At 74.3% G+C, this 13851-nt stretch carries 10 protein-coding genes; 5 read left to right on the top strand and 5 right to left on the bottom strand.

What is annotated here, in order from left to right; all coding sequences use genetic code 11:
- Both hrpA and AW16_RS0111100 read right to left on the bottom strand, forming a co-directional pair.
- Window positions 1-3377 (bottom strand): ATP-dependent RNA helicase HrpA (gene hrpA / locus AW16_RS0111105; protein ID WP_231496024.1); only part of this gene is annotated, 3377 nt, incomplete at its 3' end.
- A 105-nt stretch (window positions 3378-3482) separates the two neighbouring features.
- Window positions 3483-5318, bottom strand: coding sequence for an alpha/beta hydrolase (locus tag AW16_RS0111100; protein ID WP_029290387.1), 1836 nt, complete (start codon window positions 5316-5318; stop codon window positions 3483-3485).
- A 302-nt stretch (window positions 5319-5620) separates the two neighbouring features.
- Between AW16_RS0111100 and AW16_RS0111095 the strand changes: the two genes are divergently transcribed.
- The 4 genes from AW16_RS0111095 (at window position 5621) to AW16_RS0111080 (ending at window position 10826) form a co-directional block, all read left to right on the top strand.
- Window positions 5621-6049 (top strand): aminoacyl-tRNA deacylase, encoded by a 429-nt coding sequence (locus tag AW16_RS0111095; RefSeq protein WP_051681878.1) that lies wholly within the window; start codon window positions 5621-5623, stop codon window positions 6047-6049.
- A 94-nt stretch (window positions 6050-6143) separates the two neighbouring features.
- Window positions 6144-6479: an STAS domain-containing protein gene (locus AW16_RS0111090; RefSeq protein ID WP_231496023.1), complete on the top strand. Its 336-nt coding sequence runs from the start codon at window positions 6144-6146 to the stop codon at window positions 6477-6479.
- 97 nt (window positions 6480-6576) lie between these two features.
- A complete protein-coding gene (locus AW16_RS0111085; RefSeq protein WP_029290381.1) occupies window positions 6577-7728 on the top strand; it encodes an exonuclease SbcCD subunit D in 1152 nt (383 codons plus the stop codon).
- On the top strand, window positions 7728-10826 hold the full coding sequence (locus tag AW16_RS0111080; protein ID WP_029290379.1) for an AAA family ATPase: 3099 nt from the start codon (window positions 7728-7730) through the stop codon (window positions 10824-10826). The genes AW16_RS0111085 and AW16_RS0111080 overlap by 1 nt, the downstream gene beginning before the upstream one ends.
- 4 nt (window positions 10827-10830) lie before the next feature.
- On the opposite strand, the gene AW16_RS0111075 is transcribed toward AW16_RS0111080, so the two are convergent.
- Window positions 10831-11247 (bottom strand): hypothetical protein, encoded by a 417-nt coding sequence (locus AW16_RS0111075; protein ID WP_029290378.1) that lies wholly within the window; start codon window positions 11245-11247, stop codon window positions 10831-10833.
- 147 nt (window positions 11248-11394) lie between these two features.
- Between AW16_RS0111075 and AW16_RS0111070 the strand changes: the two genes are divergently transcribed.
- Window positions 11395-12573 carry a DUF1524 domain-containing protein gene (locus AW16_RS0111070; protein ID WP_231496022.1) on the top strand — a complete coding sequence of 393 codons (1179 nt, stop codon included), beginning with the start codon at window positions 11395-11397 and terminating at the stop codon, window positions 12571-12573.
- A gap of 16 nt (window positions 12574-12589) precedes the next feature.
- On the opposite strand, the gene AW16_RS0111065 is transcribed toward AW16_RS0111070, so the two are convergent.
- Both AW16_RS0111065 and arsM read right to left on the bottom strand, forming a co-directional pair.
- Window positions 12590-13015, bottom strand: coding sequence for an arsenate reductase ArsC (locus tag AW16_RS0111065; protein ID WP_029290376.1), 426 nt, complete (start codon window positions 13013-13015; stop codon window positions 12590-12592).
- On the bottom strand, window positions 13012-13770 hold the full coding sequence (gene arsM / locus AW16_RS0111060) for an arsenite methyltransferase (RefSeq protein ID WP_029290375.1): 759 nt from the start codon (window positions 13768-13770) through the stop codon (window positions 13012-13014). Before arsM ends, AW16_RS0111065 begins: the two co-directional genes overlap by 4 nt.
- Window positions 13771-13851: the final 81 nt, after the last annotated feature.

Raw genomic sequence — 13851 nt, 5'->3', positions numbered from 1 at the left:
GGTCTGGGGGGGGCGGGGGGGGTCGGACCGCTCGTCGCGCCGCCCCCAGAACTGCCCCCAGAACCCGCCCCAGAACCGGGCCCAGAACCGCCGGCCGCCCGCACGGCCTCCTGCATCGCCGCCTGCACGGCGGTCCGGACGGCCGAGTCGACCGCCTGCTGCGTGCGCGACGCCAGGCGACGCTGCAGCACCAGGAGGTCCTTGCCCTCGTCGACCACTCCCCCGCGGTCCTGCACCACGCGGAACGTCACGCGCAGGTGCGCGGGCAGCCGCTCGTCGTCGAACGCGTCCGGCGGCACCTCGACGTCCCGCACCGCGCGCACGGCCTGCGCGAACGCGTCGTGGAACGACGGCGCGGCGTCGCCCGCCCGCACGGTGTCCTCCCACGACGCCAGGTGCTCGCCCATCCACGCCTCGACGCGCCGCGCGACGTCCGGCGCGGGCACCAGCTGCACGCGCACGGACTTGGGCAGCGCGCGGATCGTCGCGGTCACCAGCTCCTCGCGCAGGCCGGGGACCATCCAGTCGAAGCCCTCGGGCCGCAGGCGGGCGAGCGTCACGAGCGGCACGTGGACCGTGACGCCGTCTGCCTCGGTGCCCGGCTGGAACTGGTACGTCAGGGGCAGGCGCAGGTCGCCCTGGGGCCAGGTGCTCGGGAACGCGCCCTCGTCGATCCCGGCGTCGTCCGCGACGAGCAGCTCGCGCGTGAAGGTCAGCAGGTCGGGGTCGCGGCGGCGTGCGCCCTTCCACCACTGGTCGAAGTGCCTGGCCGAGACGACGTCGGCGGGCACGCGCTCGTCGTAGAAGGCGAACAGCGTGTCGTCGTCGACGACGAGGTCGCGCCGCCGCGCACGGGCCTCGAGCCCCTCCGCCTCGGCGAGCAGTCGGCGGTTCTCGTGGAAGAACTGGTGGTGCGTGGTCCACTCGCCCTGCACGAGCGCGTGCCGCACGAACATCTCGCGGGCCCGCTCGGGGTCGACGTGCGAGTACAGCACGCGCCGCTGCGCGACCAGCGGGATCCCGTACAGCAGCACCTTCTCGTTGACCGTCGCGGCGCCCTGGCGCGACGACCACGCGGGCTCGCCGTAGACCTTCTTGACCAGGTGCGCGCCCACCTCCTCGGCCCACTCGGGCTTGATCCGTGCGGCATCGCGCCCCCACAGCCGGCTCGTCTCGACGAGCTCCGCCGCCATGACCCACGCGGGGGGCTTGCGGGACAGCCCCGAGCCGGGGAACAGCGCGAACCGAGCCCCGCGCGCGCCCAGGTACTCGTTGCGCGCGCGCCGGTCGGGGCGGCCCTGCGTGCGGCGCGGCTGACCCTTGGGCGGGGCCGCCACCTCGGTGGCCTCCTGCATGCCGACGTGCGAGAGCAGTCCGGACAGCAGCGCGACGTGGATGCGGTCCGCGTCCCAGTCGAGGCGCAGCTCGCCGCGGCGGGGGCCGCCGGCCTGCTCGTCGGCCTCGGCCTGGGCTGCGGCCGGCTGGACCGTGGGCCTCAGCGCCTCGGTCCGGATGCCGAGCGGCTTGGCGAGCTCGCGCAGCTGTGTCACGACGTCCTGCCACTCGCGGATGCGCAGGTAGTTGAGGTGCTCGGCGCGGCACAGGCGGCGGAACGCCGACCCGGACAGCTCGCGCTGCTGCTCGCGCACGTACGACCACAGGTTCAGGTACGCGAGCAGGTCGGACGTCGGGTCGGCGAACCGCGCGTGCAGCTGGTCGGCGCGCTCGCGCTCGTCGGCCGGGCGCTCGCGCGGGTCCTGGATGGACAGGGCCGCGGCGATCGTCATGACCTCACGCGCGACGCCGCGACGGCCGCCCTCGACGACCATGCGGGCCAGCCGCGGGTCCATGGGGAGCTGCGCGAGCGCCCGTCCGGTCTCGGTCAGCGCGGTCACGCCGTCGGTCGTCGCGAGCGCGCCCAGCTCGGTGAGCAGCTGCACGCCGTCGCGCACTGCCCGGGTGTCGGGCGGGTCGACGAACGGGAAGTCACCCACGTCCTGCGGAGTCGTCGCGACCCCCACCGCGATCATCTGCAGGATCACCGACGCAAGAGATGTACGAAGGATCTCCGGCTCGGTGTACATGGGCCGCGCGTCGAAGTCTTCGCGCGAGTACAGCCGGATCGCGATGCCGTCCGCGACGCGCCCGCACCGGCCCGAGCGCTGGTTGGCCGACGCCTGCGAGATCGGCTCGATCGGAAGCCGCTGCACCTTCGTCGCCTTCGACCACCGCGAGATGCGTGCGGTGCCCGGGTCCACCACGTACCGGATGCCGGGCACGGTGAGCGACGTCTCCGCGACGTTCGTCGAGAGCACCACGCGGCGCCGGTCGTGCCGCTCGAACACGCGGTGCTGCTCGGCCGCGGACAGGCGGGAGTACAGGGGCAGCAGCTCGATGCCCTGGGGGTGGCGCGGGTCGGTGACGCGCGTCCCGAGCGACGAGCGCAGCGCGTCCTCGGCGTCGCGGATCTCGCGCTCGCCCGAGAGGAACACCAGCACGTCGCCGGGGCCCTCGGCGCACAGCTCGTCGACCGCGTCCGTGATGCCGGTCATGAGGTCGCGGTCCTGCGCCGCGCGCGGCGACCTCGGGGCGGCCTCGTCGACGTCCGGGGACAGCGGGCGGTAGCGGAGCTCGACCGGGTAGGTGCGGCCGGTGACCTCGACGACCGGCGCGGGCCGGCCGGGGGCGCCGAAGTGCTCGGCGAACCGCGCGGAGTCGATCGTCGCGGAGGTGATGACCACCTTGAGGTCCGGACGCTGCGGGAGCAGCCGCGTGAGGTAGCCGAGGATGAAGTCGATGTTGAGGGAGCGCTCGTGCGCCTCGTCGATGATGAGCGTGTCGTACATCCGCAGCATCGGGTCGCGCTGGATCTGCGCGAGCAGGATGCCGTCGGTCATCACCTTGACCAGCGTGCGGTCCGACGACTGGTCCGTGAACCGCACCTGGTAGCCGACCACCTCGCCCAGTGGTGTGCCGATCTCCTCGGCGATGCGCTCCGCGACCGACCGGGCCGCGATGCGCCGCGGCTGGGTGTGGCCGATCTGCCCCGCACGACCACGGCCCAGCTCGAGCGCGATCTTGGGCAGCTGCGTCGTCTTGCCCGACCCGGTCTCGCCGGCGACGACCACCACCTGGTGGTCGCGGATCGCGGTGGCGATCTCGTCGCGCCGGGCGCTGACCGGCAGCTGCGGGGGGAACGTGATCGGCGGCAGGTCGACGGCCTCGCGCGCCGCGACGGCCGCCGCCGCGCGCCGGGCCACCCCCGCCGCGTGCCGAGGATCGCCCCCCGTCCGTCGCCCGGTGCCGCCGGACCGTCCGCGACGACCGCCGCGCCGCGGGGGCACGCCGGAGGCGGAGGTCTGGGGGGAGTCGGTCACGACGAGCGATTCTCGCAAACGCTCGTCGTCCCGCGCTCCCTGATACCCGGACCCCCGCCTCGGACGTCCCGCGCCCAGGCGGGCCCGGCTCGGGTCAGGCCGCGATCAGAACCGCGGCAGCACGTCAGGGATCGGCGGCACGACCGGCGGCAGGCCCTGGCGCGTGACGGCCTGGCCGCGTGCCTTCATGGCGGCCGACGGGTTGGCCGAGCTCCAGCCCTCGGGGTAGACGAACGGCTGGTCGTCGCCCTTGCAGACCTTGCTGTTCTTGGGCAGCTTGCCGCTCAGCAGGTAGGCGTCGACGGCGCCCGTGACGCACGTCGACGTGCCGTACGCGGTGTGGCCCCACGAGTCGCTCGACAGCAGCCGCGCGTTCTTGAGCAGCGACGCTGTGTGGACGGCGCTGTCGTAGTTCGTCGCCGGGTCCCAGTAGTTGCCGACGACGAGCACGGGAGCCGACGTGCGGTGCGTGAACGAGCCGGTGTACGCGTCCTCGTCGCGTGCGGTCCAGGTCGACGACGCGCACGGGGCCGAGGCCCACGTCCACAGCGGCCCGAAGCCCGGCGCGGCGACGTCCGCGTACGCGGCCGCCGTCTTCCACGTCGACGGCTTCGACGGGTTGCGCCCGTCGGTGCACAGCACGGTCTGGAACGCCTCGGGCGAGTTGTCGTACGGGAACCCGAAGCCCAGCTTCTTCGCGAGCCGGGCGCCCGACCTCTCCCGCGCGGCCTGTGCCGCGGAGAGCTGCTTCAGGTGGGCGACGAGCGACGCGCGCGCCTTCTCGGCCTTCGCCTTGCCGGCCGGCGTGGTCGTGGGCATGTGCGTCAGCTCGTAGAACCAGCTCACGTCACCGTCGACGCCCATCCAGCCCTGCGGTGCGTAGAGCTCGGCCAGCAGCACGCCGATGAGGTCGGGGTACGCGATCGTCATCCACACCGCGCCGTCGTCGTCGCGCAGCACCACCGGCTTCTTCTTGAGCGACGTCACGAGCTTGGCGAACACCGTCTCGGGGTCGCCCAGCTGAGCGGTCTGGCACAGGTCCGGACCGGCCTTCTTGCACCGGTGCAGGATCTCCGTCAGCGCCTTGTACGCACCCTCGCCCGACCGCAGGCGCGTGGTCGTCGGCACGCTCGTGCTGCCCGCGCCCGACCATGCGAGGGGGTCGACCACGCCGTCGAGCGTGACCGCACGCACGCGGTCCGGGAACAGGTTGGCGTACACGTCGCCGAGGTACGTGCCGTAGGAGAAGCCCAGGTAGGTGAGCTTCTTGTCCCCGACGACGCGGCGCAGCTCGTCCATGTCCCGGGCGACCTGCGCGGTCGACATCGCAGCCGACAGCGGCTTGCCCGTCGTCGAGCAGCCCCTCGCGAGCTTCGCGCTCGAGGCGAGGTACGCGGTCTTCTCCGCGCTGGTGTACGGGAACGCGACGTTCATGCCCTTGAGCGCGCTGGCCTGCGCGCCCAGGTTCTTGAAGCACCGCACGTCGTCGCTGAAGTTGGTGCCGCGAGGGTCGAAGCCCACCACGTCGAACTTCTCCAGCAGCGCGGGTGACAGGAACTGCGAGGCCGCTGCTGCGATCTGCACGCCCGAGCCGCCCGGTCCGCCCGGGTTGAGGAACAGCGTGCCGACCTTCTTCTTCGGGTCCTTCACCTTGAGCCGCAGGAGCGCTACCTCGGTGGTCGCGCCCTTCGGCTTGTCGTAGTCGAGCGGCAGCCGCACGGTCCCGCACTGCGTGCGCGGGCCGACGACGTCGCTGCAGTCGAACCAGTCGACCTTCGGCAGCGGCAGGTCGTCGACCCGGTGGCGCTCGACGGCGCTCGTCTTGTCGCTCGCGGTGGCCGCCGCGCTGCTCGTCGTCGCCGCGGCCGTCGCGCCCGTGAGCGCGAGCGCGGTCGTCGCGAGCACCGCGGTCAGGCGGCGTCCTGGAGCTCGTGTCCTCATGTCCGGTCCCCCTGCGTCGTGCCCGCCGGCCGGGCCCGCTCGTCGGGCTCGTCACCGGACGGGCAACCACACCTTCGCAACCGGGACAAGACGGGCGCAACCCACCCGAGGGGTGAGGTGAGTCGCTGCACCTACGACCCGGGGCGGATGCCGCCGCGGGACGTACGGTGGCTCACGTGGACACGCGCGAGGACGACGAGCAGGCACGGGCCGACGAGGCCACCGAGGCCACCGAGGCCACCGAGGCCACCGAGCCCACCGAAGGCGAGCAGCGCGCGGTCGCCGCGCTCGACGCGAGCGGGCTGCGCTACCGGCTGACCCGGCACGGGCGCGTCGGCTCGCTCGCCGAGGCCGCGCGCGCCCGCGGCATCCCGCCGGAGAGCATCGTCAAGACCCTCGTCGTGCGGCGCGGCGAGGACGACTACGTCTTCGTGCTCGTGCCCGGCGGTCGCACCATCTCGTGGCCGAAGCTGCGCGAGCTGCTCGACGTGAACCGCATCTCGATGCCGGACGCCGCCGTCGCGCGTGACGTCACGGGTTACGAGCGGGGCACCATCACCCCCTTCGGGTCGCTGCACGCGTGGCCTGTCGTCGCGGACGCGCGCGTGCCGGGCAAGGCGGTGTCCATCGGGGCCGGTGCCCACGGGGTCGCGGCGACGCTCGACGGGTCGGCGCTCACGCGTGTGCTCGGCGCCACGGTGGCCGACGTGACCGAGGCCGAGGCGCCCTGAGACCGGTTCGGGTGGCGTCCGCGCCGGGAGCGCGTAACGTCAGGTCGCTGCCCACGTGCTTGCGGGCGGCGGAGTGCGAGGACGAGGAGTGACGGTGAGCGAGCCGGTGTCGACCATCCGCATCGTGGCGGAGGGCGAGGTGACCGTCGTGCGCATGTCCGGGGAGATCGACGCCGCGCTGCGAGCCGAGGCGAGCGCGTGCATGGCGCTCGCGCTCGCGGGCGACCAGCCCGTCGTGGTGGACGCGAGCGAGGCGACGTTCATCGACTCGTCGGGCATCGCGTTCGTCATGCAGCTGCACCACGCCGCGAGCGAGTCGGGCATCGAGGTGACCCTGCGCGACCCGCAGCGCGTGGTGCGCACGGTGCTCGAGGTGGTCGGGTACTCGGACCAGCTGCGGGACGCGGACGTGGTGGTCGTCGCGGGCTGACCCGCACGTCGGTCTGCAGGTCGGTCTGCACGTCCGTCTCGGGCCTCTTCGGCGGGCCCGCGCGGGTCGTGTCGGAGGTCCGGGTTACGGTCCGGGCATGCGGTTGCTGCACACCTCCGACTGGCACCTGGGCCGGACGCTGCACGGGGTCGACCTGATCGACCACCAGGCGGCGTACCTGGACCACCTGGTCGAGCTCGCACGCACCTCGGACGTCGACGCCGTGGTGGTCGCGGGGGACGTGTACGACCGCGCGATCCCGCCCGTCGAGGCCGTCACGCTGCTCTCGGAGACGCTCGCGCGCCTCACCGAGCACACCACGGTGGTGCTCACGTCCGGCAACCACGACTCCGCGACGCGGCTGGGATTCGGTGCGCCCCTCATGCGGGACCGCGTACGGCTGCGCACGCGCGTCGCGGGGCTCGCGGAGCCCGTGGAGCTGGACGACGGGCTGCTGGTGTACGGGCTCCCGTACCTCGACCCGGACGCGGTGCGTCATGCGTTGGCCGACGACGAGGGGGCCGTCCCCGCACGCTCGCACGAGGCGGTGACGGCCGAGGCGATGCGGCGCGTGCGCGCGGACCTCGCGCGCCGGCCCGGTGCCCGGCGCTCGGTCGTGGCTGCGCACGCGTTCGTGGTGGGCGGCACGGCGTCCGAGTCGGAGCGGGACATCCGGGTGGGCGGCGTGGACAACGTGCCGGCGCAGGTGTTCGCGGGCGTCGACTACGTGGCGCTCGGGCACCTGCACGGTCCGCAGGGGCTGCAGGGACCTGACGGGACCGTGCTGCGGTACTCGGGCTCGCCGCTCGCGTACTCGTTCTCGGAGCTGCGGCACACCAAGTCGACCGTCCTCGTGGACCTCTCGGCCGACGAGGCGCGCACCGAGCTGGTGCCCGCACCCGTGCCGCGGCGCCTGGCGGACCTCACGGGGACGCTCGACGAGCTGCTCGGTGCGGCGGGCGACGCGCACGGGGACGACTGGGTGCGCATCACGGTGACCGACGAGCACCGGCCCGCCGACCTGTACCGCCGCGTGCGCACGCGCTTCCCGCACGCGCTCGTGGTCCAGCACCGGTCGGCGTCGCCCGACTCTGCGTCGCCGACCGCGGTCGTCACCGCTGCGCACGACCCGCTCGAGGTCGCCTCCGACTTCGTCGCGCTCGTCACCGGCCACGGCCCGTCGGCCGACGAGCTCGCGGTGCTGCGCGCCGCGTACGAGCACGTCACCGCCGCGGAGCGGAGCGCCTGATGCACCTGCGCACCATGACCCTGCAGGCCATCGGCCCGTTCGCCGGCACGCACACGGTCGACTTCGACGCACTGTCCGCCTCGGGGCTCTTCCTGCTCGAGGGGCCGACGGGCTCGGGCAAGTCGACGCTCATCGACGCCGTGGTCTTCGCGCTCTACGGCAAGGTCGCCTCGGCCGAGGCGAGCGAGGACCGGCTCCGCTCGGCGTACGCCGACCCCGACGTCGAGAGCTTCGTCGACCTGACGTTCGAGGTCGGGTCGGGCGTGTTCCGGGTGCGGCGAACCCCCGCCTACGACCGGCCCAAGCGGCGCGGCGAGGGAACCGTGCGCCAGCAGGCGTCCGTCCGGCTGTGGCGGGTCTCGGCGGACTCGGACGCGCCCGTGAGGGACGCCGTCACGCGGCTCGACGAGGCCGGCCTCGAGATCGAGCGGGCCGTCGGGCTCTCGCGTGCGCAGTTCGTGCAGACGATCGTCCTCCCGCAGGGCGAGTTCGCCACCTTCCTGCGCGCCAACCCCGAGGACCGGCGTGGGCTGCTGCAGAAGATCTTCGGCACCGAGGTGTACGAGCGGATGCAGGACCGGCTCGCCGCGATGCGGGCCGAGGCCAACCGGGCCGTCGAGGCAGCGCGCGCCTCCGTCGCGACGACCGTGGCGCACTTCCTCGGGGCGTCGGGGGTGCAGGACGACGACCTGACCGGCCTCGACGCCGCCGAGGTGGTCGCACGGACCGACGGGCACGTCGAGGCGCTCTCCGCCGACGCCGTCGCCCTCGCGACCACGGCCGCGCACGCCGAGGCGGTGCACGCGGACGCGGCGGACAGGCTCGAGGAGGCGCGGCGGGTCGCGCGACTGGTGTTGCGACGTGCCGAGCTGACCGCCGAGCGCGCCGGGCTCGACGAACGCAGCGCGGAGCACGCGCTGGACGTCGAGCGGCTCGCGCGGGCGCGTGCCGCGGCAGCCGTGCGCGGGGCCGTCGACGGGTACGAGAAGGCCCTGGTGGACGTCGGGTCGGCCGAGAAGGCGGTCTCGGCGGCGGTGGACGCAGCGCCCGACGAGGTGTCGGCGCTGCTCGGCGCGGGCGACGTGCTCGGGAGGGTGCGCGACGCACGCGAGCGGGCGCTCGTCGCGGCATCGGGACTTGCGCGAGTGGTCGGGATCGAGGCCGGTCTGGTCGCCGAGCGGCACGCGCTGCGCGAGGTCCGCGACCGGATCGCTGAGCTGCGGGACGAGGACGCTGCGGACGCGGCGTGGCTCGAGGCGCGGCCCGCCCGGCGCGCCGACCTGGCGGCACAGCGCCTGGGCGCCGCGACAGTGGCGGCTGCGGAGCCCGGGCTGCGCGCTCGCGTCGATGCGCTCGCCGAGGTCGCACGGCGTGTGGTCTCGCTCGCGAGCGCTCGCGACGAGCTCGACGCCGTGGCGGCGCGGACCGGCGCGCTCGCGGGTTCCGCCGCCGCCGCGATCGCGCACGAGGCGGCGCTGCGGACCGCCCGCGTCGCGGGGCTCGCCGGGGAGCTGGCGTCCGACCTCGCGGACGGCGACCCGTGCCCGGTGTGCGGTGCGTCCGAGCACCCGGCGAAGGCCGCGATCGGCGCCGACCACGTGTCGGCGGACGACGTGCTCACCGCGGAGGCGGCACGTGCCGAGGCCGAGCGGGTGCTCGGGCAGGCGCGGGCCGCGCAGGCGGCGCTCGAGGAGCGGGTCGAGGGCCTGCGCGCAGACGTCGGCGGCGCGACGCCGGAGTCGGCGCGGGCCGAGCTCGTGGGTGCGAAGAAAACTCTCGACGCTGCGGTCGCGGCGGGCGCCGAGGTCGGACGTCTCGACGCGGAGCTGGAGGCGTTCGACGCGCTGACCGCCGTACGTGCGCAGGAACGGGCCGCGGCCGCCGCGCAGCTCGCGGAGCTCGTCGGGCGTGTCGACGTGGAGCAGCAGACGCTGGACGCCCACGAGGCGGAGGTGCTCGACGCGCGCGGCGGTCACCCGACGGTCGTCGCCCGGCAGTCCGAGCTGGACGGCGTCGCTGCCGCGGCCGGCACGTTGGTGACCGCGCTCGAGGAGCGGGAGGACTGCGAGCGGCAGCTCACCGTCCGGAGGACCGAGCTGGCCGCGGCGCTGTCGGAGCACGGTTTCCTCCTGCCCGGATCGATGCCGGGACCTGGTTCCAGATCCGGTTCCGGGTCGGGTTCTGACGGCGACGCCGAGGCGATCGGCGGGGAGCGCAGCGCACTCGATGCCGCGGCCGCCGAGGCGCGCGAGGCGTGGCTCGCCCAGACGGCGTTGGCGGCGCTCGCGGAGGCCGTCGCGGCGCACGTCGCCGCGGTCGAGCGCGTGCGTGCCGGGCTTGCCGACGAGGAGGTCGCCGGTCTCGCACCCGACGCAGAGCCCGACGTCCCCGGGGCCCTCGAGCGCGAACGGGACGCCGCGCGCGAGGCGACCGCGGCGCGCGCGCGGGACCGGGTCGCGCACGAGCGCGCGGCGTCCTCAGCGCGGGCCGCGGACGCCGTGCGCACCGCGGTCGTAGAGCTGGACCGGGCGAGCGCGGCCGCCGGACCTGTCACGCGCATGGCCGGCCTCGCAGCCGGCACGGGGGGCGACAACGGCAAGGGCCTCTCGCTCGCGACGTACGTGCTCGCACGACGGTTCGAGGACGTCGTCGCCGCCGCCAACGAGCGCCTGCTCGTGATGTCGGACGGTCGCTACGAGCTCGCGCGCAGCGACCGCAAGGAGGACGTCGCCTCGCGGCGCACGGGCCTGGCGATGCGGGTCGTCGACCATCGCACCCAGCAGGAGCGCGACCCGCGCACCCTGTCCGGGGGCGAGTCGTTCTACGTGTCGCTGTGCCTCGCGCTCGGCATGGCCGACGTCGTGACCGCCGAGGCGGGCGGCATCGACCTCGGCACGATGTTCGTCGACGAGGGGTTCGGGACGCTCGACCCCCACACGCTGGACCAGGTCCTCGCGGAGCTGGGACGGCTGCGAGCCGGTGGGCGCGTGGTAGGCGTGGTGTCCCACGTCGACGCGCTCAAGCAGGCGATCGCCGACCGCATCGAGGTGCGCCCGGGCCCCGACGGGCCGTCGACGCTCCGCGTGCTCGCAGGATGACCCGTCACCACGACCAGCCGCGCGAGGCGAGCTCGACCTCCTCGCGGAAGCGTTCCTGCGGGTCGCCGAGCGCCGCGGGCTCGACGTCGACCCCCGCGAGCTCGCACGCCTGCGCGAGCAGCTGGTCGTACGCGAGCTGCGAGGCGATGATCCGCTCGGCGCGCGCGTACAGCTGCGGGTCCAGCTCCAGCTCGCGCACGTGGTCCGCCACCGCGCCGAGCCGCGACTGCACCCAGAGCGCCGCGAACGGGTCGGCGACGGGGCGCCGAGGGCGGCGCAGCCGGGCCGCGAGCCGCTCGAGGTGACGAGCCGCCACGAGCCGCCACCACGGAGGCTCGTCGGCCGTCGGCACCAGCCCGAACGCGAGCGCGAACACCAGCGTCGGGAAGACGCTGAACGCGAACAGCAGAACCCACGTCATCGGGTGTCCCTCGTCGAGCCGTTCATCGAAGGCTAGGTCCGTCTGCCCGCATCCGCCAGGGAGTTCTGCGCGAACCTGCCTGACGTGCCGACGGACGTCACACGTCAGGGTGCTCGGGAGAGGGCCACGGGGTGCCGATCAAGGGGTGTGCGAACCGCGGCGACCGGGACACCCGTGCGCCTCGTCGTGCTCGCGGGCGCCCTGGTCGCCGGGCTCGTCGCCGGGCCGCTCGCCGGCTGCACCGCGCCGGTCAGCGACGCCGCAACCCCTGTCGCCACGGCCCCCACCGACGCCGCGACGGGCGCGGCATCGGGCTCGCCGAGCGCCGCTCCTTCGTCCTCGCCGCACGATCCCGCGGCGACCGCCACCCGCTCGTCGTCCGCGACCCCGGGGTCGAGCCCTGGCCCGTCGACGAGCGCGACGAAGAAGCCGGCCGCCTCGCGGACCGTGTCCCCGACGACGCCCTCGACCACGTCCGCAACAGCGACCGCGCCGCGACCCGGCACGGCGCTCGCGGCCGTCGCCACGCTGACCGTCAAGGGCCGCGCGCCGCTCACGGGCTACGAGCGCTCAGAGTTCGGCCAGGCGTGGGCCGACGTCGACCGCAACGGGTGCGACACCCGGAACGACGTGCTCGGTCGCGATCTCGTCGCGGTCGCGTACAAGCCGGGGACGCGCGGCTGCGTCGTCGCCTCCGGACTGCTCGTCGACCCGTACTCAGGTGACCGGATCGACTTCCTGCGCGGGCAGGGGTCGTCCACGGAGGTGCAGATCGACCACGTCGTCGCGCTCGCCGACGCATGGCAGAAGGGCGCGCAGCGCTGGGACGCGGCGCGGCGTGAGCGCTTCGCGAACGACCCGCTCAACCTGCGGGCCGTCGACGGCCCGACCAACGCGTCCAAGGGGGCGGGCGACACCGCGACCTGGCTGCCGCCGCGCAAGGCGTTCCGCTGCGAGTACGTCGCGCGGCAGGTCGCGGTGAAGTCGTCGTACGGGCTGTCGGTGACCGCGGCAGAGCGCGACGCGATGCGACGGGTGCTCGCCACGTGCCCGCGGCAGTCGCTTCCGACGTCCGACCCGGTGCCCGGACCGGGTCGCGCGAAGCAGTCCGGCGCGGCGGCCGAGGCGAAGCGCGCGGGCGCGGAGAACCCCGGCGGTTCCGGCTCGGCGACGTCGTCGGGTGCCTCCGGGAGCGCGGGCGGTGGGTCGGTGTACTACGCGAACTGCGATGCGGCGCGCGCGGCCGGTGCCGCACCCGTGCACGAGGGCGACCCGGGTTACAGCCGCCGGCTGGACCGTGACGGCGACGGGGTCGGCTGCGAGTAGGGCGGCCGCAGAGTCCTCAGCCTGCGACGGGCAGCCCCAGCTCGCTGAGCAGGGTCTCGACCCGGTCACGGATCTCGTCGCGGATGGGCCTGACCGCCTCGATGCCCTGCCCCGCGGGGTCGTCCAGGACCCAGTCCTCGTACCGCCTTCCGGGGAAGTACGGGCACGCGTCGCCGCAGCCCATCGTCACGACGACGTCGGACGTCTTCACCGCGTCGGCGGTGAGCACCGTGGGTCGCTCAGCCGTGATGTCGATGCCGACCTCGTGCATCGCCTGCACGGCGACGGGGTTGATCCGTTCGGCGGGCATCGACCCGGCGGAGCGGACCTCGACCGCACCGCGTGACAGCGCGCTGAGGAAACCGGCGGCCATCTGGGAGCGGCCCGCGTTGTGCACGCAGACGAACAGCACCGCGGGCTTGGTCCTGGCGGACCTGGTCATCGGGTCGCCCCCGGCTTCGTCGCCCGGATGATCGCGGAGTGCATGCCGTCGGCCACTTCATGGGTGAGCTCGACGGAGGCGCCGGTGAAGCCGGCGGCCGCGAGGCCGTGCAGGTACTCGCTGCGGGACAGCGCCCCGGCGATGCACCCGACGTGGGAGCCGCGCGCGGCTCGCTGCTCGACGCTCAGGTGGTCCTCGGCGACGACGTCGCTGATTCCGACCCGTCCTCCGGGCGCCAGGACGCGGTGGACCTCGGCGAGCACTCGCGGCTTGTCGGTGGACAGGTTCACCACACAGTTCGAGATCACGACGTCGACCGACTCGTCCGGGAGCGGGATGTCCTCGATCGTGCCCTGGTGGAACTCGACGTTGGTCGCACCGGCCGTGGCCGCGTTCGTCCGGGCCAGGTCGAGCATCTCGTCGGTCATGTCGACCCCGTGCACGAACCCGGTCGGGCCGACCCGCCGGGCCGAGATCAGCACGTCGATGCCGCCGCCGGAACCCAGGTCCAGCACGCGCTCTCCCGCACGCAGCTCGGCGACCGCCGGCGGGTTGCCGCACCCCAGCGAGACGTCCTGCGCTTCGACGGGGATGCCGATCAGGTCGGACGCGTCGTAGAGGCTCGAGCCGAACGTGCCGGCCTCGCCGGTCGGCCCACAGCTCCCCGCACCGCAGCACGTCGCGTCCGCGGCGGACCCGACCTGGACGGCAGCCCGGGCGTAGCGCTGCCGGACCTGCTCACGAACGTCGTCCATCACCGGCTCCTCAAGGCATCGAAGGTTGTCGATGTGACACTGCACGGCGCGAGCCCAGTATGTCAACCATCGACAGATATC

This window comes from Cellulomonas sp. HZM, from assembly GCF_000708885.1.
In the GTDB taxonomy this organism is placed as follows: Bacteria; Actinomycetota; Actinomycetes; order Actinomycetales; family Cellulomonadaceae; genus Cellulomonas.
The sequence above is the reverse complement of the archived record's forward strand: the minus strand, read 5'-3'. Positions and strand labels throughout refer to the sequence as shown.